23 protein-coding genes are annotated in these 19,227 nt (G+C 70.1%); 12 read left to right on the top strand and 11 right to left on the bottom strand.

From position 1 onward, the window contains the following. Positions 1–252: 252 nt before the first annotated feature. Positions 253–954, top strand: coding sequence for a DUF4142 domain-containing protein (locus tag ACYCO6_RS21005; RefSeq protein ID WP_459773642.1), 702 nt, complete (start codon positions 253–255; stop codon positions 952–954). Positions 955–1,038: 84 nt separating this feature from the next. Here the strand turns inward: ACYCO6_RS21005 and ACYCO6_RS21000 are convergent, their stop codons facing one another. Both ACYCO6_RS21000 and ACYCO6_RS20995 read right to left on the bottom strand, forming a co-directional pair. Then, on the bottom strand, positions 1,039–1,704 hold the full coding sequence (locus ACYCO6_RS21000; RefSeq protein ID WP_459762909.1) for a carbonic anhydrase: 666 nt from the start codon (positions 1,702–1,704) through the stop codon (positions 1,039–1,041). A gap of 44 nt (positions 1,705–1,748) precedes the next feature. Next, positions 1,749–2,264: an NUDIX hydrolase gene (locus tag ACYCO6_RS20995; protein ID WP_459762907.1), complete on the bottom strand. Its 516-nt coding sequence runs from the start codon at positions 2,262–2,264 to the stop codon at positions 1,749–1,751. Positions 2,265–2,417: 153 nt separating this feature from the next. Here ACYCO6_RS20995 and ACYCO6_RS20990 point away from each other — a divergent pair, with 153 nt between their 5' ends. Next, on the top strand, positions 2,418–3,218 hold the full coding sequence (locus ACYCO6_RS20990; RefSeq protein ID WP_459762905.1) for an Ig-like domain-containing protein: 801 nt from the start codon (positions 2,418–2,420) through the stop codon (positions 3,216–3,218). Between the two features lie 21 nt (positions 3,219–3,239). Here the strand turns inward: ACYCO6_RS20990 and ACYCO6_RS20985 are convergent, their stop codons facing one another. Beyond that, positions 3,240–3,992: a DUF429 domain-containing protein gene (locus tag ACYCO6_RS20985; protein ID WP_459773641.1), complete on the bottom strand. Its 753-nt coding sequence runs from the start codon at positions 3,990–3,992 to the stop codon at positions 3,240–3,242. Positions 3,993–4,106: 114 nt separating this feature from the next. On the opposite strand from ACYCO6_RS20985, the gene ACYCO6_RS20980 reads away from it, so the two are divergent. After that, positions 4,107–4,988 (top strand): HpcH/HpaI aldolase/citrate lyase family protein, encoded by an 882-nt coding sequence (locus tag ACYCO6_RS20980; protein WP_459762903.1) that lies wholly within the window; start codon positions 4,107–4,109, stop codon positions 4,986–4,988. Further along, entirely contained in the window at positions 4,985–5,455 is a 471-nt protein-coding gene (gene dut, locus ACYCO6_RS20975) for a dUTP diphosphatase (protein ID WP_459762901.1), read from the top strand. The genes ACYCO6_RS20980 and dut overlap by 4 nt, the downstream gene beginning before the upstream one ends. Before the next feature lie 8 nt (positions 5,456–5,463). Here dut and ACYCO6_RS20970 read toward each other — a convergent pair whose 3' ends face one another. Continuing rightward, entirely contained in the window at positions 5,464–6,339 is an 876-nt protein-coding gene (locus ACYCO6_RS20970) for an ATP-binding protein (RefSeq protein ID WP_459762899.1), read from the bottom strand. 179 nt (positions 6,340–6,518) lie between these two features. Between ACYCO6_RS20970 and ACYCO6_RS20965 the strand changes: the two genes are divergently transcribed. The 5 genes from ACYCO6_RS20965 (at position 6,519) to ACYCO6_RS20945 (ending at position 10,262) form a co-directional block, all read left to right on the top strand. After that, positions 6,519–6,962, top strand: a complete 444-nt coding sequence (locus ACYCO6_RS20965; RefSeq protein ID WP_459762897.1) for an OsmC family protein — start codon at positions 6,519–6,521, stop codon at positions 6,960–6,962. A 79-nt stretch (positions 6,963–7,041) separates the two neighbouring features. Beyond that, positions 7,042–7,407 (top strand): YybH family protein, encoded by a 366-nt coding sequence (locus ACYCO6_RS20960; RefSeq protein WP_459762895.1) that lies wholly within the window; start codon positions 7,042–7,044, stop codon positions 7,405–7,407. A 100-nt stretch (positions 7,408–7,507) separates the two neighbouring features. Further along, on the top strand, positions 7,508–8,854 hold the full coding sequence (gene serS, locus ACYCO6_RS20955; RefSeq protein WP_459762893.1) for a serine--tRNA ligase: 1,347 nt from the start codon (positions 7,508–7,510) through the stop codon (positions 8,852–8,854). Continuing rightward, positions 8,854–9,618: a 5'/3'-nucleotidase SurE gene (gene surE / locus ACYCO6_RS20950; RefSeq protein ID WP_459762891.1), complete on the top strand. Its 765-nt coding sequence runs from the start codon at positions 8,854–8,856 to the stop codon at positions 9,616–9,618. The genes serS and surE overlap by 1 nt, the downstream gene beginning before the upstream one ends. After that, positions 9,615–10,262, top strand: coding sequence for a protein-L-isoaspartate O-methyltransferase family protein (locus ACYCO6_RS20945; RefSeq protein ID WP_459762889.1), 648 nt, complete (start codon positions 9,615–9,617; stop codon positions 10,260–10,262). The genes surE and ACYCO6_RS20945 overlap by 4 nt, the downstream gene beginning before the upstream one ends. Here ACYCO6_RS20945 and ACYCO6_RS20940 read toward each other — a convergent pair whose 3' ends face one another. From ACYCO6_RS20940 to ACYCO6_RS20915, 6 genes are all read right to left on the bottom strand, one after another. Then, a complete protein-coding gene (locus tag ACYCO6_RS20940) occupies positions 10,263–11,141 on the bottom strand; it encodes a phytoene/squalene synthase family protein (protein ID WP_459762887.1) in 879 nt (292 codons plus the stop codon). Continuing rightward, positions 11,141–11,539: an Mth938-like domain-containing protein gene (locus ACYCO6_RS20935; RefSeq protein WP_459762884.1), complete on the bottom strand. Its 399-nt coding sequence runs from the start codon at positions 11,537–11,539 to the stop codon at positions 11,141–11,143. The genes ACYCO6_RS20940 and ACYCO6_RS20935 overlap by 1 nt, the downstream gene beginning before the upstream one ends. Positions 11,540–11,551: 12 nt before the next feature. Continuing rightward, positions 11,552–12,493, bottom strand: coding sequence for a protein translocase subunit SecF (gene secF, locus ACYCO6_RS20930; protein ID WP_459762882.1), 942 nt, complete (start codon positions 12,491–12,493; stop codon positions 11,552–11,554). Between the two features lie 234 nt (positions 12,494–12,727). Next, positions 12,728–14,332, bottom strand: a complete 1,605-nt coding sequence (gene secD / locus ACYCO6_RS20925; protein WP_459762880.1) for a protein translocase subunit SecD — start codon at positions 14,330–14,332, stop codon at positions 12,728–12,730. Between the two features lie 58 nt (positions 14,333–14,390). Next, entirely contained in the window at positions 14,391–14,723 is a 333-nt protein-coding gene (gene yajC, locus ACYCO6_RS20920; protein WP_459762878.1) for a preprotein translocase subunit YajC, read from the bottom strand. 132 nt (positions 14,724–14,855) lie between these two features. Beyond that, entirely contained in the window at positions 14,856–15,737 is an 882-nt protein-coding gene (locus ACYCO6_RS20915) for an alpha/beta fold hydrolase (RefSeq protein WP_459762876.1), read from the bottom strand. Between the two features lie 126 nt (positions 15,738–15,863). Between ACYCO6_RS20915 and ACYCO6_RS20910 the strand changes: the two genes are divergently transcribed. Together ACYCO6_RS20910 and ACYCO6_RS20905 are read left to right on the top strand one after the other, a co-directional pair. Then, positions 15,864–16,256: a YidB family protein gene (locus tag ACYCO6_RS20910; protein WP_459762874.1), complete on the top strand. Its 393-nt coding sequence runs from the start codon at positions 15,864–15,866 to the stop codon at positions 16,254–16,256. Positions 16,257–16,344: 88 nt separating this feature from the next. Next, positions 16,345–16,686, top strand: coding sequence for a YidB family protein (locus ACYCO6_RS20905; RefSeq protein WP_459762872.1), 342 nt, complete (start codon positions 16,345–16,347; stop codon positions 16,684–16,686). 158 nt (positions 16,687–16,844) lie between these two features. On the opposite strand, the gene ACYCO6_RS20900 is transcribed toward ACYCO6_RS20905, so the two are convergent. Next, positions 16,845–18,317, bottom strand: a complete 1,473-nt coding sequence (locus ACYCO6_RS20900) for a peptidoglycan DD-metalloendopeptidase family protein (RefSeq protein WP_459762870.1) — start codon at positions 18,315–18,317, stop codon at positions 16,845–16,847. A 190-nt stretch (positions 18,318–18,507) separates the two neighbouring features. Between ACYCO6_RS20900 and ACYCO6_RS20895 the strand changes: the two genes are divergently transcribed. After that, positions 18,508–19,086 (top strand): GNAT family N-acetyltransferase, encoded by a 579-nt coding sequence (locus tag ACYCO6_RS20895; protein WP_459762868.1) that lies wholly within the window; start codon positions 18,508–18,510, stop codon positions 19,084–19,086. Positions 19,087–19,227 lie beyond the last annotated feature (141 nt).

Raw genomic sequence — 19,227 nt, 5'->3', positions numbered from 1 at the left:
GGGAGTTTCGGCGTCCGAGCGTGCCGAATGCCGCGATCCGCCGCGTCCCATCGCGAGCCGGCAGCCGCCCGGGACGGATGAGTCGTGCGCCGAACCGGTCGGAACGTGGCGTAACCGAAGCCAAAACGGCAGGAACCATAAGCCGATGGCCTCGTTGACGGACCAATTCGCGAACGCGCCGGCGCGAGGTCCTGGACTTTTGCGCGCAGCGTACCCAGCCAGTTCGCGCGCCCATTTCGAACAGAGGTCATGATGCTCAAGAACTATGCTGCCGCGTCCGCGCTCGTGCTGGCGCTCTCGACCCCTGCTCTCGCGCAGAGCGCCAACGACTTCCGCCTGCAGTCGATGCAGGCGAACGCGTTCGAGATCCAGTCTTCGCAGATCGCTCTGTCGAAGTCGCGCAACCCGCGGGTCCGGTCCTACGCGCAGGAGGTGATCCGCGACCACCGCGCCGCCAACCTGGCCCTGGCCGGCGGCCAGCCCGGCGCCATGGCCGGCGATCCCGGCCTCGGCGGCCTGGTCACCGCGCCGGTCGCGGTGGCGGGCAGCGCCGTGGGCGCGGGCGTGGGCGCGGCGACCGGCGCGGTTGGCGGCACCCTGTCGGGCGGCCCGGTCGGCGGCCTGGAAGGTGCAGGTGCCGGCGCGGCGACCGGCGCCGCGGTGGGCGGCCGCCTCGGCCGCGGCGGCGTGATGGCGACGGGCGCTTCGACCATCGTTCCGCCGAGCCCCGAACAGCAGGCGATGCTGGCCGAACTTTCGGCGGCTCCTCCCGGCCCGCGCTTCGACCGCCTCTACGCGCGTCAGCAGATCCAGGCGCACCAGATGTCGATCGCGATGACCCAGGCCTACGCCCAGAGCGGGCCGAACCCTGCGCTGCGCAACTACGCGCAGCAGGCCCTGCCGGCCCTGCAGATGCACTTCCAGCAGGCCGAGCGCCTGCCGGGTGCGATGTAAGTCGGAACGAAGAGCGGCCCGGCTCAAGCCCGGGCCGACGGGCGGCGGGTGACGGCCCGCCGCCTTTTTCATGCCCGGTTGGTCTTAATCGCACGCGATGGCGGCCACCGAGCGGACCGCCAGCCCGGCGGTGTCGAGCGGCGGCTTGAACTCGCCGGTCTTCGGATCGCAGACGAGCAGGGACCCGGTGGCCACGCCGAAATGCGCGCCGTGGAGTTCGAGCCGACCGTCGTCGACGCGCGCCTTGACGAACGGGAAGGTCAGAAGGTTCTCGATGCTCTGCTTGACGACGGCGTATTCCAGCTTGGTCAGGTAGTCCGGCGCGTCGGGATCGCCGGCCTTCGACTCCGCCTGGCCCACGAGCGAGACCCACTTGCCGATGAAGTCGCCGGGTGAGAGGGGCTTGGCCTTGTTGGCGTAGGCCTTGATGCCGCCGCAGGTGGCGTGGCCGAGCACGACGATGTGCTTCACCTCCAGGGCCTGGACGGCGAATTCCAGCGCCGCCGAGGTGCCGTGATACTGGCCGTCGGGCTGATAGGTCGGCACGATGTTGGCGACGTTGCGGATCGTGAACAGCTCGCCCGGCCCGGCATTGAAGATCGCGCTGGGCGACACCCGGCTGTCGCAGCAGCTGATGATCAGGATCTCGGGATTCTGGGACGAGGCGAGCTGCGCGAAGCGCCGACGCTCGGTCGGGAAGCGATCCTGCAGGAAGGAGCGATACCCTTCGGTCAGGTAGATGGGGAACATGACGTGGTCTCCGGTTGGGACATGTCGCCTCAGAGAGGCGAAACTCAGCGATCCTGCCAAGCCAGAACGCGTGGTTGCGCAGGTATAGTCCCGCGCGACAAATCGGATGCGAGTTCGGCCAGACCGGCCGGCTCGACCCGCTCGCCGCTCGCACGCAGGTCGGCCAACGGCCACCAGCGGGTCCCGAGCACCGGGTTGTCCTCCGTCTCGGCGAGACGGCTGGTGTCGACCCTGTCGTCGGGAAGCCTGACAAGGAAGTAGCGCTCCCTGGCGTCCCGCGGCTGGCGGAACAGGTGGAACGGCCCGTCGCAAGTGGCGACCTGCGGGCCGATGATCACGTCGGCGCGGCCGATCTCCTCCTCGAGCTCGCGGCGGCAGGCCGTGACATGGTCCTCACCGGGCTCCAGCCCGCCGCCGGGCATGAACCAGAACCGCAGCGGCTCGCCATCCGGACCCTTCGTGTGGATCGATGCGTAGGCGATCAACAGGATCCGGTCCTGCGGGTCGAGGACGATCGCCCGGGCGATGTGACGGATCGGAAGGAGGTTCGGTGCGCTCATGCCGGCTGAGCTAGAGCGCTGGCCGCGAGACGGACACTCCTCCAGCGCCAGGGGGCAGCTTTATTCAGGGGTTTCCAGTGCTGAAATTCGGGCCGGGACGGAGTGACGGTCGGCCAGCCCCGCGCAGGAGCATCCGCCACCCCCGCTCGACCGGTGCCCCAGCGACACCCGTTCCAGCTGGCGCGGCGCCCTGCTGACGGGCTGTTCATCCGGCTGCGCGCCTTCACCGACGGTGGACACCGCGGATCCGCCGACACCCGGGGAGACCATGGCCCCAGGGCGTCCGCCGTCGACGCCGTTGGGAGAAGCGCACCTCACAATAGGGACAAACGTTCGACCAATACTATATTTATCGAGTTCATCCGGATTGACAGCCGCGTATGCTGGCGAATTTTCAGTATTCGAGCCAATCCAATCGTCACCACCCGAGGAACCAACCTTCTGGGAGGATGTCCGATGTTGTGCAAGCTTGGCTTATCCACCGCCGGTGTCATGCTTCTGGCAGGCACATCCGCTGCCGTTGCCATGCCGATGAACGGCACTTTCTCGATGCACTACGACAAGCAAAGCCCGCAACCGTTCGCGGCGGGTCGGCTCAGGATCGAGGAGAGCGGTTCGGGCATCAACAGGAGCCCGGGTCAGCCCCTCGACAATGCTCAAGTCATGATGACCGAGACGGTCATGCTCGACCGTGGCCAGGGCCCGGTGAAGGGCACGATCACCTTCATCACGCCAAACGGGATGACGAGCAGCCCCTACACGGGCAAAGTGACCACCGACGCGCAGGGCCGTGTCACGGCCGTCGGCACGTTCAAGGTCGCGAAGGCGACCGGCGCATTCGCCGGCCTGAAGGGCAGCGGGTCGTTCACCACGACCTTCTCGTCGCCGACGGATCAGACCACCGCCTGGACAGGCAGCTTCAAGCCACCGCCCGCCATGGTCTCGAACCGCTGATGCCCGTGGTCGCCCGGTGATCTACGAGGTCGCGGTCGGCTCGCGCACGCCCGGTGCCCAGATCACGATCGGAAGCCCGTGCGCGTCGTGCTCCGGGCCCTCCGGCAGCGGCACGGCGCATCCGGCGAGGATGTCGCGGGCGACGATCAGGGCCGCGAGGGCGTCGAGATGGTCGTCCTCCGGCACACCCTTCGTGCGGCCGGCGATCAGCGTCGGCGGCAGGCCCGCCGCGGCCAGAAGAGCCCGCCGCAGGGCGAGCCCTTCCCGGGCCCGGCCACCCTTCTTCGGCAGGCCGAGTGGCCGGAAGCCGTTCAGCGCGTGAAACGCGACCTCCGGGTGGACCTCGTAGACCCGGCCGCGCAACTCAGGGCGCTCCCGCAGAAGTGTGTCGACCGCCCGGACATAGCGGAAGATATTGTAGCCTTGGATCGAGGGCGCGAAGGGCGGATCGCTCAAGGCGCGCGAGGCCGCCTTGGCAGCCTCGTAATCGGGCGCGTAGACGGCGGCCCGGGGCGGCATCGGGAAAACCGACGCGCGCGCCGGCCCAAGCCGAGCCCGGGCGGCGCGATCGGCGGCCCGGCCACCGCCGAGGATCCGGTCGGGCAGGCCGATGGGCACGTCGATCCCCACGACCAATGGCTGCTCCGGAGCGTCGAGGAGCGCGGCCACGTCCGGGAACAGGGCGCAGCGGTGCCGGGCAGGATCATCGAGATCGATCAAGGCTCCCGCCCAGGCGCCCCGGCAGCCGTCCAGTCCCGCGACCCAGCGCGCCATGCCGCCCCCGTTGCCGCTCACCGCGTCTGACCCGGCCGGCGCCGCGTTCTTGCCCGCACGCCCGCGGAAAGCTATCCGCGTCGCGACGGGCGCTGCCGCCCCGGGAGAAGCGTGATGAGCGAGATCCGTCCCCGCCGCAGCGTCCTGGCGATGCCCGGCTCCAATGCCCGGGCGCTGGAGAAGGCGCGGTCACTGCCCGCCGATGTCATCCTGATCGACTTGGAGGACGGCACGGCCCCTGAGGTCAAGACGGCGGCGCGTGCGCAGGTCGCCGCGGCGGTCGCCGGGCGTGGCTTCGGGCAGCGCGAGGTCGTGGTGCGGATCAACCCGCCGGAGACCGAGGACGGCGAGGCCGACCTGGTGGCGCTGGCCCCGGCCGCCCCGGACGCGATCCTGGTGCCGAAAGTCCGCACGTCGGATACGCTCATCGCTGTCGGCTCCCGCCTGCGCCGCCTCGGGGCCCCGCTCGCCACCCGGGTCTGGGCGATGATTGAGACGCCGCTCGCCGTGGTGAACGCCGCCGAGATCGCCGGGGCCGCGCGGGACGTGGACGGACGGCTCGCCGCCCTGGTGATCGGCCCGAACGACCTCGTGAAGGCCGCCCGGATCCGCCCGCCGGGGCGGGCCGCCCTGGTGCCCTGGCTGATGACCGTCCTGGCCGCCGCCCGCGCCTACGAGATCGAGGCGATCGACGGGGTCTTCGGGGACCTGCGCGACGCGGCCGGGTTCGAGGCGGAATGCGTGCAGGGCCGCGATCTCGGCTTCGACGGCAAGATGCTGATCCACCCCAGCCAGATCGAACCGGCCAACGCCGCCTTCGGGCCGGATGCCGACGAGATCGCACAGGCGCGGCGGGTGGTGGAAGCCTTCGCGGCGCCGGAAAACCGCGAGCGCGGGGTCATCGCCCTGGACGGGAAGATGGTCGAGCGTCTCCATGTCGAGGCCGCCCGGCGCACGCTCGCGCTGGCCGAGGCGATCGCGCGGCTCGGCGCGTGAGCGCGCTGCCGGAGGTCGGCCTGCGGCTGCTCGATCCCCGGCTGCCCGGCTGGGGTTTTCCGCGCTGGGGCTCTTCCGCCGCGGCGGGCCTCGACCTGCATGCCTGCCTCGACGCGCCGCTGGTGCTGCCGCCCCGGGGAAGGCCGGCCCTGATCCCGGCCGGGTTCAGCGTGCTGATCCGCGATCCGGAATGGTGCGGGCTGATCTTCCCCCGCTCGGGGCGCGGCCACCGGGAAGGGCTGGTCCTGGGCAACGGCACCGGGGTGATCGACGCCGACTACGAGGGGCCCCTCATGGTCTCCGCGTGGAATCGTGACGAAGCGGTTGCTGTCCGGATCGATCCGGGCGATCGGATCGCCCAGCTCGTCTTCACCCGGATCGCGCGGCCCGTCCTTACCGTACTTGAGGGCGCGCCCGGCCCGGGATCGGAGCGGGGCGCGGGCGGCTTCGGGTCGAGCGGGCGCTAGGGTGCACCTCAATCCAGCGTCTTGCCGAGCCGCCCCGCCAGATCCTGGATGAACTGGAAGGCGGTGCGGCCGGAGCGCGAGCCGCGGGTGGTGGCCCATTCCAGGGATTCGGCGCGCAGCTGCTCCGGCGGCACAGACAGGCCGTAGCGCTCGGCATAGGCGCGGATCATCGCGAGATACTCGTCCTGGCTGCACTTGTGGAAGCCGAGCCAGAGGCCGAACCGGTCCGAGAGCGAGACCTTCTCCTCCACGGCCTCGCCGGGATTGATCGCGGTGGAGCGTTCGTTCTCCACCATGTCACGGGCGAGGAGGTGGCGCCGGTTCGAGGTGGCGTAGAACAGCACGTTGGCGGGCCGCCCCTCGATGCCGCCGTCGAGCGCGGTCTTCAGCGACTTGTACGAGGTGTCGTCCGCGTCGAAGGAGAGGTCGTCGCAATAAACGAGCCAGCGGTGCGGGTCGGGGCGCAGCAGCGCCATCAGGTCCGGCAGGGCCTCGATGTCCTCGCGGTGGATCTCCACGAGCTTCATCGGCAGGCTGCCTGCGGGCCGGCGAGCGTTGATCTCGGCGTGGGCCGCCTTGACCAGCGAGGATTTGCCCATGCCGCGGGCACCCCACAGCAGGGCGTTGTTGGCCGGAAGACCGCGAGCGAAGCGCTCGGTATTCTCCACCAGGATGTCGCGGGCGCGATCGATGCCGGTGAGGAGGCCCATCTCCACCCGCGCCACCTGCGGCACCGGAATCAGCCGGTGCTCGGGGCCCCACAGGAAGGCGTCGGCGGCGTTCGGATCGAAGGCCGGCGGGGCAGGAGGGGCGGCCCGCTCCAGCGCGGCGGCGATGCGCTCCAGAAGCGGCATCAGGGTGTCGAGGGTCGTGGGGCTCGTCATCGGATCGGTATTGTCGCTTCCGGGTCGGTCAGGCGGCCGTATCTACGGGGATCGTCCGGGGAAATCATCCGCTTCCGCATGCCCTTGGCGCGCAGCAGGGGTTTTCGAACGCGAACCCGTATCGAGCGTTGGATATCCCGCACGGGTGGACCGGATCGCTCGCCCGGCGGAGGAGATCGATGGAAGCGGGACCGACGATCCGGATCACTCAAGTCGCGGACTACGTCTTCACGGTGGATTTCGGCGGCGCCCTGCCCGCACTCCGCACCGACGAGGCGCCCCCGATCGGCGGCGGGACCGGTCCGTTCCCCGAGCAGTTGCTGATTTCCGGCGTCGCCAACTGCCTCTGCGCCAGCCTGGTTTTCGCCCTGGGAAAGTTCCGGCAGGAGGCGAACGGCGTCGCCGCCGAGGCGGAATGCCGGGTCGCGCGCAACGCCGAAGGTCGGCTGCGGGTCGCCGGGATCGAGGTGCGCATCCGTCTCGGGGCTACGGCCGCCGAGATGCCCCGGATCGACCGGGTGCTGGAGCAGTTCGAGCGGTTCTGCACCGTCTCGGAGAGCGTGAAGGCCGGCGTCCCGGTCTCCGTCTCGGTGGCGGATCGCGACGGCACGCGCCTGAAATGACGCGGGTCGGGGAAAGATCGGCCGCCCGGCGCATTTCCGCTTCACCAGCGCGGCCGCCACGGCCGGACGAGGAGACGCCATGTCGGATGAGACGCGAGAGCCCGCCCGTGCCCCGGAGGCGCTGGCCGACCTCTTCAACCGGCGCGCCAATGCCGGCGACGTCGAGGGGCTCGTCGCCCTCTACGAGCCCGACGCGGTGCTGGCGGCCGGTCGCGTCGTGGCCACCGGCCATGCCGAGATCCGGACCTTCTACGCCGACCTGCTGGCGCGGAAATCCGATTTCCCGATGCCGGAAACCCTGCCGCCCCTGCGCAACGGGCCGCTCGCCATGACCTTCGCGCGGCTGCCCAACGGCGCGCTGTCGGTCGAGGTCGCCCGCGAGCAGGCGGACGGGACGTGGCTCTGGGCGATCGATCAGCTCAAGATCGCGCCGCCGAAGAGCTGACGGCAGGTTCGGGCCCTCGCCCGCGCTTGTCCCACCGGACGCGATGCGGCAAAGCGGGGCCCGCGCGCTGAACGCCGCGCAGAAGACCCGAGCCGACTCGATGCACGACATCCGCGCCATCCGGGAGAACCCGGACGCCTTCGACCGCGACCTCGCCCGCAGGGGCCTCGCGCCGCTCTCGGCCGAGCTGATCGCCCTCGACGAGGCGCGGAAATCGTCCGTCTCGGCCGCGCAGGCCAATCAGGAGCGGCGCAACGCGCTGGCCAAGGAGATCGGCGGCGCCAAGAAGGCGAAGGACGAGGACCGCGCCGCCGCCCTGATGGCGGAGGTCGCGGCCCTGAAGGGGGCCGAGCCGGAGCTGAAGGCCGCGCAGGACGCGGCCGACAAGACCCTGGCCGCCCGGCTCGCCGCGATCCCGAACCGGCCGAAGCCCGACGTGCCGGAGGGCGCGGACGAGCACGGCAACGTCCTCTACCGCAGCCACGCCGCGACCCGCGAGCGGCTGACCGAGGGCCGCGAGCATTTCGAGCTCGGCGAGGCCGCGGGCCTGATGGATTTCGAGGCGGCGGCCAAGCTGTCCGGCTCGCGCTTCGTGGTGCTGAAAGGTCAGCTCGCGCGGCTCGAGCGGGCGCTCGGCCAGTTCATGCTCGACCTGCACACGCAGGAGCACGGCTACCTGGAGGTGGCGCCGCCGGTGCTGGTGCGCGACGCCGCCATGTTCGGCACCGCGCAGCTGCCGAAGTTCGAGGACGACCAGTTCTCGGTCTTCAAGGGCCTCGATTACGTCAAGTCGCTGCAGGGGCAGGGCGGCGCGGAATCCGCGCCGGTCAGCGACGAGCATTTCTGGCTCGTCCCCACCGCCGAGGTGCCGCTGACGAACCTCGTGCGCGAATCGATCCTCCGCGAGGAGGAGCTGCCCCTGCGCTTCACCGCGCTGACGCCCTGCTTCCGGGCCGAGGCCGGGGCGGCGGGCCGCGACACGCGCGGCATGCTGCGCCAGCACCAGTTCAACAAGGTCGAGCTGGTCTCGATCGCGACGCCCGAGGACTCCGCCAACGAGCACGAGCGGATGCTCACCTGCGCCGAGGCGGTGCTGAAGAAGCTCGATCTGCCCTACCGGGTGATGACGCTCTGCACTGGCGACATGGGCTTCGCCAGCCAGAAGACCTACGACATCGAGGTCTGGGTGCCGGGCCAGCGCACCCATCGGGAAATCTCGTCCTGCTCGGTCTGCGGCGACTTCCAGGCCCGGCGGATGAACGCCCGCTACCGGGGCAAGGACGGCAAGCCCGCCTATGTCCACACCCTCAACGGCTCGGGCGTCGCGGTCGGCCGCGCCCTCATCGCCGTGATGGAGAACTACCAGAACCCGGACGGGAGCATCACGGTCCCGTCGGTGCTCCACCCCTACATGGGCGGGCTCAACCGGATCGAAGGGGCCCGCTGATGCGCATCCTGGTCACCAACGACGACGGCATCCACGCGCCGGGCCTCGCCACCCTGGAGGAGATCGCCCGGGAGCTGTCGGACGACGTCTGGGTGGTGGCGCCGGAGAGCGACCAGTCCGGCGTGTCGCACTCGCTCTCGCTCAACGACCCGCTGCGGCTGCGGCAGGTCTCGGAGCAGCGCTTCGCCGTGAAGGGCACGCCGTCGGACTGCGTGATCCTGGGCGTGCGCCACATCCTCGGCGATCACGGGCCGGACCTCGTCCTGTCGGGGGTCAACCGCGGCCAGAACGTCGCCGAGGACGTGACCTACTCGGGCACGATCGCGGCCGCCATGGAGGGGACGATCCTCGGCATCCGCTCCATCGCGATGAGCCAGGCTTACGGGGTGGGCGGGCGCGGCAATCTCAAATGGGATTGCGCCCGGACACACGGGTCGAAGGTGGTGCGCAAGATTCTGGAAACCGGGATCGAGCCCGGCATCCTGATCAACGTGAACTTCCCCGATTGCGAGCCCGACGCCGTGCAGGGCATCGCGGTGGCGGCGCAGGGCTTCCGCAACCAGGCGCTGCTGTCGATCGACGCGCGGGTCGACGGGCGCGGCAACCCGTATTTCTGGCTGGCCTTCGCCAAGGCCCGGTTTGAGCCGGGCCACGGCTCCGATCTCAAGGCCATCGCCGACAAGCGAATCTCGGTGACGCCGCTGCGCCTCGACCTCACGGACGAGCCGACCCTGACGCGCTTCGCACAGGCCTTCGCCGAGTGATCGACCTGGGCAGCCTAGAGGAGGCTGCCGGCAACGCGGCCTTCGTGATGGCGCTCCGGGGTCGGGGCCTGCGGGACACCGCGGTGCTACGGGCGATGGAGCAGGTGCCGCGGGACGCCTTCGCGCCGGCCGGGCACCGGGAGCATGCAAGGCGTGACATCGCCCTGCCGCTGCCGTGCGGCGCATCGATGACGGCGCCTTCGACCGTGGCGGCGATGCTGGCGCTGCTGCGGGTCGAATCAGGCCAGCGCGTCCTGGAGATCGGTACCGGCTCGGGCTACGTCACGGCGCTGCTGGCCCGACTCGGGGCCGGCGCGGTGCTGAGCCTGGAACGCTACGGGACGCTCGCGCAGGCCGCGGCCGCGCGCCTCGCCGATCAGGCCGAAGTTCACGTAGTCCGGGCGGACGGGCTGGCCCCGGACCTGCCGGATGGCGGGTTCGACCGGATCCTCGTGCACGGCAGCGTGGAGGAGGTCCCGGCGCACTGGCGCTCGGCGCTCGAACCCGGTGGGCGGCTGGTGACGGGGCTCACCCGCCACGGGATCTGCCGAATCGCGCTGTTGGCTACGCCCGAGGCCGAGCCGGAACCGGGGCCGCCGGTCCGTCTCGCAGCGCTCACGCCGGGGCAGGCGCGAGTTCTCTAGTCATCCCACCCGCCGTGCCGCGCGCCACAGGCGCCACAGCCGGCGCCAGCGCGGCAGCTCGACGAGCGTGTTGAGTGGATCGTAGGACGCCCGCTCCATCGCGGCGAGATAGGGTTCCACCAGGGCGACGGGCAGGAAGGCGGCCCCGGCCGAGGGCGCGATGGTCGGACGCGCCGCCTCGAAGGCCTTGAGATGCTGCCGGGCGAGGTCGCGCAGGTCGGCGCAGGCCCGGCGCAGGCCAGGACCGCCGCGACCCGTGACGATGTCCTCGCGGGTGACGCCGTAGCGGCCGAGAATATCGGCGGGCAGGTAGACCTGCCCCGAGCGGGCATGCCAGGGCAGGGCGCGCAGCAGGCCGGTGATGCCGTAGGCCACCCCGGCATGCCCGGCCGCCCCCGCGCCGCCCGGCTCGGTGCCATTGCCGATCACGAGGCTCGCCAGCCGGAACAGCGCCGAGGCGGTCTCGCCGCAATAGCCCTCCAAGTCGTTCACCCGGGGCATCGGGTCGTCGTAGAGGTCGAACACCCGGGCATCGATCAGGTCGACGAAGGGCTGACGCCCGAGGCGGTTCACGCGGATCGCCTCCTCCAGGGCGGCCGCCACCGGATTGGCGCGCACGTCGCCCCGTGCCTCGCCCTGGAGGGCGTCGCGCCACCATTGCAGGCGGATCTCGCCGGCCATCGGATTCGAGGCGGCCTCCCGCACCCGCGCGATGGTCAGGCTGAAACCGTAGAGGGCGAAGAGATGCGGGCGGGCGGCGGCCGGCGCGAACAGTGTGGCGTAGTAGCGGTCGGGGTCACCGGTCCGCACGAGGCTCTCGCAATGGGACTGCGCGAAGGCGAGCCCCGTCTCCGCCGACCGCCCCTCAACCTCCGGCATCAGGCCACCGCGATCAGCGCGGCCGCGACCTTGCGGTTCTCGGCCACCAGGATGTTGTAGGTGCGGGCGGCAGCGCCCGTCTGCATCACGTCGAGGCCGACCCCGAAATCCTTGAGCCAGGCCCGCAGGCTCGAATCGATCGCCGCGATATCGAGCCCGGTCCCGACGAGCAGCAGCTCGATCTCCGCCGCCTCCGCCTGAACCGGGCGCAAAGCCGTCCGGTCAATCGCCCGCGGCTCCGTCACGTCCCAGGCGCGCACCCCCGAGGGCAGGAGCAGGATCGAGCCGCGATGCGACATGCCGGCGAAGCGGAAGCCACCGTTCCCATAGGTGTCGATGATGTGGCGCCCGGGTACGAAGCCGGACTCGAAGGTTCTCGGAGTCTCCCGCTCGGCCATATCGCGAAAAAATTACTCCGCCGCCTGAGGAACGCCAGAGCGCTCGGCCGCCGCGCGGGCGCCCGAGAGCATCAGCCCCAGATAGATCAACACCGGCGTGGAGATGAAGATCGCCGAGTAGGTGCAGATCAGAACGCCGCAGAGCATCACGACGGCGAACCCCTTGATCGCCTCGCCCCCGAACAGGACCAGCGCCAGCAGCGACAGGGACGACGAGATCGATGTCATCACCGTGCGCGACATGGTCGAGTTGATCGACAGGTTGAGCAGGTCGACGGTGGGGATGGTCTTGTAGCGGCGCATCAGCTCGCGGGTGCGGTCGAACACCACCACCGTCTCGTTGAGCGAGTAGCCGACGATGGTCAGGATCGCGGCGATCGAGGTCATGTTGAACTCGATCCGGGTGATGATGAACACGCCCACGGTGAGCACGATGTCGTGGAGCGTGCCCACGATGGCGCCGAGCGCCAGTTCCCGCTCGAACCGGAACCACAGGTAGAGCAGCACCGCCACGACCGAGAGCACGACGCCCAGCGTCCCAGACTGGACGAGTTCGCCCGAGACGCGCGGGCCGACCGTTTCGGTGCGACGGAAGTCGTAATCCTTGTCGAAGGCGGCATGCGCCTTGTTCATCACGGCGGTCTGGCCTTGCTCGCCGGGCTGGAGCGGCAGGCGTACTAGCACGGTGCCCTGGTTGCCGAGTTCCTGCACCTCCGGCTCGCCGAAGCCGAAGCCAGCGGCCGTGTGCCGGATCGCCGCGACATCCGCCGCGCCGTTCTTCGCCTGCAACTCCACAAGGGTGCCGCCCTTGAAGTCGATGCCGAAGTTCAGCCCGATCGTCAGGAACAGCGCCACGGTCGCGAGCGACAGCAGCGCCGAGAGCGGGAAGGAGAAGCGCCGGAATCGCATGAAGTCGAAGTGCGATTCATCGGGCCAGAGGCGAAGCAGGCGCATGGTCGTGTCTCTTCTACGGGAGCCGCGACGCAAGAAGCCGGGGCGCGGGTCCCCTCTCCCGTGCGGGAGAGGGACAGGGTGAGGGTCGAGAACTTTCAGAATGAAGCGCGCCGCGTCGGCGCATCCATCCCGTGCCTGATCCTGAGACTTCTGGTCTCTCACCCCAACCCTCTCCCGCACGGGAGAGGGGGTCCGTCGCGCCGCCCGCGCTTCCTTCGTCGACCCTCCAAACAATCAGAACGGCAGGGCCTTCGGACGGAAGGTCTTGTACCACACCGCGATCATCATCCGGGTCAGCGTCACCGCGGTGATCACCGTGGTGAGGATGCCGAGGATGAAGACCACGGCGAACCCCTTCACCGGGCCCGAGCCGAGGAAGAACAGGATCAGGGCGGCAATCGCCATGGTCGAGTTCGAGTCGATGATGGTGGCGAACGCCCGGTCGAAGCCCGCCTGCAGCGCCGAGATCAGCGAGCGGCCGGCCCTCTGCTCCTCGCGCATGCGCTCGTAGATCAGCACGTTGGAATCCACCGCCGTGCCGATGGTGAGCACGATGCCGGCGATGCCCGGAAGCGTCATGGTCGCCTCGAGCACCGACATCAGGCCCAGGATCAGACCGACGTGGACCATGAGGGCGATGTTGGCGATGAAGCCGAACGTCCCGTAGGTCGCGAACATGAAGCAGACCACGAGCCCCGCCGCGACCAGGGTCGCGAGCTTGCCGGCCTCGATAGAGTCGCGGCCGAGACCCGGACCGACGACGCGGCGCTCGACAACGGTGAATTTCGCCGGCAGCGCGCCCGCCCGCAGCAGCACCGCGAGGTCGTTGGCCTGCTGGACCGTGAAGTTGCCGGTGATCTGGCCCGAGCCGCCGGTGATTGCCGAGCGGATCACGGGCGCCGAGACCACCTCGTTGTCAAGCACGATCGCCATGCGCCGGCCGACGTTCTCCGAGGTCGCCTGACCGAAGCGCTGCGCGCCGCGCAGGTTGAACTTGAAGCTCACCATCGGCTCGTGGGTCTGCTGGTCGAAGGCGGGCTGCGCATCGGTCAGCTCGCCGCCATCGGCCATGACCCGGCGCTCGACCGGAACCTTGGCACCCTTCTCGTCCTTCGAGGGCAGCATGTCGACGTCGCCCGAGGGACTGTCGGCGAGCATGCGGAACTCGAGCTTGGCGGTGGAGCCGAGAAGCTTCTCAAGCCGCTCGGGATTCTGCTCGCCCGGCACCTGGATCAGGATCCGGTCGGCACCCTGCTGCTGGATCGAGGGCTCCGTGGTGCCGGTGGAGTCGAGACGGCGGCGGATGACCTCGATGCCCTGGCTCACGGCCCGGCGGGTGCGGTCGGTGATGCCGGCGTCGGTGAGCGTCAGGCGGATCACGCCGCCGGGCTGCTCGGAAATATCGAGGGTGCGGGCGGCGGTCTGGCCGAGCGAGGTGGTGATCGGCTGCGACAATTCCTGAAGCTTCGGCAGGACTTTCGCCCGAGCCGCGTCGTCGGCCACCTTCACCTGGACGCCGCGCTGGAGCAGGCCGATGCCGCCATCGGCGCGGACGTTCTCCTGCTGGAGCACGCGGCGCACGTCGTCGCGCAGGGCCTTGGCCTGGGAGGCGATCAGCTCATTCTGATCGACTTCGAGCAGAAGCTGCGACCCACCCTGGAGGTCGAGGCCGAGCACGATGGCGCGGGTCGGCACCACCCAGCTCGGGAACCACGAGGGCAGGCTGGCGACGAAGCCCTTGCGCTGCTCCGGCGAGAAGAAGCTCGGCACCGCGAGCATCAGGCCGACCAGGATCAGACCCAGCGTCGCGATGATCTTCGCACGGGAGAAGCGCAGCATCGGCTGTCTTTTTTCTCTGGTGGGCCGGCGCGCTACGCCGGCCGGTTCAAACGAAAGTTCAGGCGGCCTTGACCGAGCCCTTGGCACGGACCTCGGAGATCATCGACCGGACCACCCGGACGCGGACGTTCGGGGCGATCTCCACCTCGATCTCGGCCGCGTCGTCCGCCGCCTTGACCACGCGCCCGACCAAGCCGCCATTGGTGACGATCGTGTCGTCCCGGCGCACGGACTTCAGCAGCGCCTGGTGGTCCTTGACCCGCTTTTGCTGCGGCCGCAGGATCAGGAAGTACATGATCACGAAGATCAGGACGAACGGGATCACCTGAAAGGCGATCTCCGCTCCGCCAGCGGCCGTACCGGCCCCTTGCGCGAAGGCGGGGGTGATCAACGAGCGTCTCCTGCGATTGGCACGCGGGCCTGCCGCCGGTTCTCGGCGCGTGCAGACCTGACGAAAAGCGCGCGGACTATAGCCAGGGGCTTCCCGAAAGCAACGCCGAAGCGACGCGCACCCACGGAGTCGTCACAGCAGGGCGCGGACCGCCTCCGCGAAGGCGTCCGGCGCCTCCTGGGGAAAGTTGTGGCCCACCCCCGCGACGATCTCACGCCGGTACGGGCCCGTGAAGTGGTGTGCGTCAACATCGGCTTGGGGCGGCGGCCCGACGCCGTCGTCGGCGCCCAGCAATACGATGGTCGGTACCCCGATCTCCGGCTGGGCCGCCAGCCGCGCCTCGATCGCGACGAGCGTCGGGTCGCCCGGCACGAGGCCGAAGCGGTGGCGGTAGGAATGCACCACCACGTCGACGAAGTCGGGATTGTCGAAGGCTCGCGCGGTCTCGTCGAACGTGGCCGCGTCGAATGCCCAGGTCGGTGACCAGAGCTGCCAGAGCAGACGGCAGAACGCGTTGCGGTCGGCGGAGAGACCGGCGCGACCGCGCTCGCCGTGGAGATAGTACTGATACCAGAGTCGGTGCTCGACCTCGGGCACGGCAGGCTGCCCGGATGCGGGGATGTTCTGGATGTTGTAACCGACCCCGCAGCTCACGAGCCCTTGAGCCCGCTCCGGCCAGAGGGCCGAGACCACGCAGGCCGCCCGGCCGCCCCAGTCGTAGCCGGCGAGCACGGCGCGTTCGATCCGGAGCGCATCCAGGAAAGCGAGGAGATCGGCCCCGAGCGCCGCCTGCTCCCCGGAGCGCGGCGTAGCGCTGTCGAGGAACCGCGTCGGCCCGTAGCCGCGCAGATACGGGATCAGGCAGCGCACCCCGGCGCCCGCCAGCCGCTCGGCCGCCGCGTGGCAGGCGCGGACATCGTACGGGAAGCCGTGGAGCAGCACCGCCGGCGGGCCGTCCGCCGGTCCCGCCTCAAGGTAGGCCACCTCCAACATTCCGGCGCGCACGCTCTTCATGGACGGCTCCTGCGACTCCGCAGCGGCCAGCCTAGCCGATCCACGCGCAATTGCCGCACGTGCTTGCCGCCCCCCCGGCCGCGCCCGAACTTCGCACACGGCCACGGAATGCGGAGGTGGACATCGATGGGTCTGATCGACGATGCAAAGGCGCTGATCGGCGACGTGGTCGCGGCGGCCGACCGGGCCCTGGAGGATACCGGCAGCGGCAAGCTCGCCATGTCTATGGCCAAGTTCTATCCCGGCGGCCTCGCCGCCTTCCTCGGCCGCCTCCGCGAAGCGGGCCACGGTCCGGCCGTCGAATCCTGGCTCGCGGCCGGCGAGCGGCAGACCGTTCCCGCCGGCGCCATCGCGGCCTGCCTGCCCGATGCGGTGACCGAGCGGCTCGCCTATGATCTCGGCATACCGGAAGGGCGTGTGGCGACCGCGTTATCCGAGTTCCTCCCCGCCGCGGTGGCGCAGGAGAGCCAGGATGGCCGTCTCAAGCCGCAGCCGAACTTCAGTACCCAGGTGCGCTGATCCGCCGGCAGCACCGGCCGGCGCATTCCCTTGTCGCCGGATCGGGCCTTAGACTTCCGGCGGACGGATTGACCGACGGGAGAATCCCATGAGCCTCTTCAGCACCCTTGGCGGCTCCCTGGAGCAGATGGCGCTCAAGGCGCTACCCGGAATCCTCCAGCAGGTCCTGCCGGGCGGCCTCAACGCGTTGCTCGATCAGCTCCGCCGCTCCGGCTACGAGAGCCAGGTGAATTCCTGGCTGGGCCGCGGCCCCAACGAGCCGATCACCGCGGAGGACCTGCGCAAGGTGCTGGACAACGAGCAGGTGCGCCAGATGGCGCAGAAGCTCGGCGTCCCTATGGATCAGCTGTTTCCGACCCTGGCCAAGGCGCTGCCCGAGGCAGTGGATCACTACAGCCCCGACGGCACGCTGCAGGAGCCCCGCGCTTAGCGCGCGCCGATCCTCGTCAGGAACGGCAGGGCACTCCAAATCTCCATCATCGCATGAACTTCCCGGCCGTCGAGGAGCAGCCCGGGCGGCCCCTCGCCAACGGAAACGGCGGCCCCTCCCGGGGCCGCCGCCGATCGTATCGAACGGGAAGGCGCCGCTCAGTTGCTGGCGAGCTGGGACATCGGATCAACGGGCGCGCCGCCCTTGCGGATCTCGAAGTGCAGCTGCGGCGAGGTGACGTTGCCCGAGGCGCCCGACTTGGCGATTACTTGGCCGCGCTTGACCTTGTCGCCGGGCTTCACGTCGATCTCACCATTGTGGGCGTAGGCCGAGACGTAGCCGTTGGCGTGGCGCACCAGAACGAGCTTACCGTAGCCCTTCACGTCCGAGCCGGCATAGGCGACCGTGCCCTCCTCGGCGGCCTTGACCGGCGTGCCCTCCGGCACAGCGATGTTGATGCCCTCGTTACCGGAGCTGCCGTAGCCCGAGATCACCCGGCCCTTGGCGGGCCAGCGAAAGCTCTCCGAGGCCGCGGCCTCCGCAACCGAGCCGGTGGCGGCGGGCTCGGGCTTGGCCGGAGCTGCGGGCGCAGCGGCAGCGACCGGCTTCGGCGTCTCCTTGGCGGCGACCTTCTCGGCCTTCTCGGCGGCGGCGGCCTTCTGCGCAGCCTCCTTGGCGGCCTTCGCCTCGGCGAGCTTCTGGGCAGCCTCCGCCTTCGCGGCGGCCTTCGTCTCGGCCTTGGCTTCCATGGCCTTGGCCTCGGCCTTCGCCTTGGCCTCGGCCTTGGGATCGGCCTTCTTCTCCTCGACCTTCTTCACCTCGGCATTCTTCACCTCGGCCTTGGCGATTTGTCCGGGACGCACGTGCCGCGGCTTGTCGCTATCCTTCACCGAAGCCTCCTTGTGAGCCTTCGCGTCGGCAGCCTTGCGCGCGGCGGCATCCCGGGCGAGCGCTTCCTTGCGCTCCGCCTCCTTGTCGGCGGCCGCGCGCTTGGCGGCCTCCTCACGCTTGGCGGCTTCCTTGGCCTCCTCGCGCTTCGCGGCGATCTTGGCCTCGACCTGCTTGGCGTCCTCGCGCTTCTCCTCGGCCGCCCGGGCAGGGCGGGCGGTCATCGGCGCGGCAGCCGGATTCATGCCGGAGGCGTTGTAGACCGGGATCACGATCTGACGGCCCGGGGTGATCTGGCTCGCGCTGGTCAGGCCGTTGGCCGACAGGATCGCCGAAGCAGGAACGCCGAACCGTGTGGACATCTGGTTGAGACTGTCGTTCTGCGACACCGTGATCTGGGTACCGCCCTGGGCGCTCCAGCCGACCGCTCCGGTCGAAGCGACACGGGTCGCAGGGGCGGCGGCGTGAGTCGGGGCGGGGTTCGCCGCGGCGGCCGGGCGCGGGGTCGAGGGCGGGCTCAGCGCCTCTGACTGGATGCGGCCGGTGCGGATCGCGGGGGCGGGCTTGAGGCTACCGTCCGGGAGGCTGCCGGTCGCGGCGGGCTCCGAGTCGAACGGGTTCGAGAACGGGTTGCTCAGCCGCGATGCGTCCGAGGAACAGGCGGCGGCCCCTCCGCCGATGATGCCGATGAGGGCGACGCGCGACAGCGTCCGCAACATCCGACCTGTACCGCGCACCCGCATCGACGCACCCGTTTGCCTGACGCAACTTGATGCCCCAATGAAGACGGATTCAGGTTAAGCAACCGTTCCCACGACGCATGTCTGCGATCCTGACGCGAAGGCGTTTCGGGATATTCGCGCGGTTATATGGATGATCCAGGGGGACGGGAACGTGCCTTTTCCGCCCCGGCCGGCACCCCACATCGGACGGATGTTTACCATCCGCGCCGCACGCGACACCCTCGCCGACCTGCCCGGGATCGAGACCGCGCGCCTCTCGATCGCCGCCCTGCAGCCGGAGGATGCACAGGCCCTGCGCCGGCTCACGGATGACCCGGCCATCACCGCGGCGGTCGACTTTTTGCCGACACCGTTCACGCTGCAGGATGCCGAGGATCTGATCCGCAGCGGCGCGCGGGGTCAGGATCGCTTTCTGGGCGCCTGGACGCGCGACGCGGACGGCGCTGCGACAGGTGGCTCCCTCCAGTCCTTGCCGGATCAGCATGGCCGCGAACTCGTCGGGGTCGTGGGGACGCATCTCCGTGGGGCCGGAGTCATCGAGATCGGCTACTGGATCGGCGGCGCAGCCCGGGGGCGCGGCTTCGCCTACGAGGCGGTCTCGGCCATCGTCGCGCTCCTCGGCCGGCGCTTCCCGGCGCGCACCATCGTGGCGGAATGCCGCCCGGCCAACGTCGCCTCCTGGGGTCTCCTGCAGAAGCTGGGCTTCCGCGATACCGGAGAAGAGGGTCACCGCCCCGGGCGACGCCTGCTCCAACGGGACGGAGCCTGATCCGCCCCCTCCGCGTCGATGGACGGGGGCGGCTTCGGCCCTGCTCCCCAGGTTGCCGCGTCGGCTCTCTCGGCCGACCGGAAGCGCTTCTTGGCGCGCCGGGCGCTGAAGGTCACGGGTGGCTGCTCGTCAGGAGCGCGC

Source organism: Methylobacterium sp. CM6257, assembly GCF_054611515.1.
The sequence above is the reverse complement of the archived record's forward strand: the minus strand, read 5'-3'. Positions and strand labels throughout refer to the sequence as shown.

Coding starts and splice junctions, on each gene's coding strand:
- ACYCO6_RS20985 (WP_459773641.1), bottom strand. CDS start 3,992: ATGGCGCGCTGGGTCGCGGGACTGGACGGCTGCCGGGGCGCCTGGGCG.
- ACYCO6_RS20940 (WP_459762887.1), bottom strand. CDS start 11,141: ATGCCGGAGGTTGAGGGGCGGTCGGCGGAGACGGGGCTCGCCTTCGCG.
- surE (WP_459762891.1), top strand. CDS start 8,854: ATGCGCATCCTGGTCACCAACGACGACGGCATCCACGCGCCGGGCCTC.
- ACYCO6_RS20935 (WP_459762884.1), bottom strand. CDS start 11,539: ATGGCCGAGCGGGAGACTCCGAGAACCTTCGAGTCCGGCTTCGTACCC.
- secF (WP_459762882.1), bottom strand. CDS start 12,493: ATGCGCCTGCTTCGCCTCTGGCCCGATGAATCGCACTTCGACTTCATG.
- ACYCO6_RS20910 (WP_459762874.1), top strand. CDS start 15,864: ATGGGTCTGATCGACGATGCAAAGGCGCTGATCGGCGACGTGGTCGCG.
- ACYCO6_RS20965 (WP_459762897.1), top strand. CDS start 6,519: ATGGAAGCGGGACCGACGATCCGGATCACTCAAGTCGCGGACTACGTC.
- ACYCO6_RS20900 (WP_459762870.1), bottom strand. CDS start 18,317: ATGCGGGTGCGCGGTACAGGTCGGATGTTGCGGACGCTGTCGCGCGTC.
- secD (WP_459762880.1), bottom strand. CDS start 14,332: ATGCTGCGCTTCTCCCGTGCGAAGATCATCGCGACGCTGGGTCTGATC.
- ACYCO6_RS21000 (WP_459762909.1), bottom strand. CDS start 1,704: ATGTTCCCCATCTACCTGACCGAAGGGTATCGCTCCTTCCTGCAGGAT.
- ACYCO6_RS20960 (WP_459762895.1), top strand. CDS start 7,042: ATGTCGGATGAGACGCGAGAGCCCGCCCGTGCCCCGGAGGCGCTGGCC.
- ACYCO6_RS20895 (WP_459762868.1), top strand. CDS start 18,508: ATGTTTACCATCCGCGCCGCACGCGACACCCTCGCCGACCTGCCCGGG.
- ACYCO6_RS20970 (WP_459762899.1), bottom strand. CDS start 6,339: ATGACGAGCCCCACGACCCTCGACACCCTGATGCCGCTTCTGGAGCGC.
- ACYCO6_RS20980 (WP_459762903.1), top strand. CDS start 4,107: ATGAGCGAGATCCGTCCCCGCCGCAGCGTCCTGGCGATGCCCGGCTCC.
- ACYCO6_RS20905 (WP_459762872.1), top strand. CDS start 16,345: ATGAGCCTCTTCAGCACCCTTGGCGGCTCCCTGGAGCAGATGGCGCTC.
- ACYCO6_RS20995 (WP_459762907.1), bottom strand. CDS start 2,264: ATGAGCGCACCGAACCTCCTTCCGATCCGTCACATCGCCCGGGCGATC.
- ACYCO6_RS20915 (WP_459762876.1), bottom strand. CDS start 15,737: ATGAAGAGCGTGCGCGCCGGAATGTTGGAGGTGGCCTACCTTGAGGCG.
- ACYCO6_RS21005 (WP_459773642.1), top strand. CDS start 253: ATGCTCAAGAACTATGCTGCCGCGTCCGCGCTCGTGCTGGCGCTCTCG.
- serS (WP_459762893.1), top strand. CDS start 7,508: ATGCACGACATCCGCGCCATCCGGGAGAACCCGGACGCCTTCGACCGC.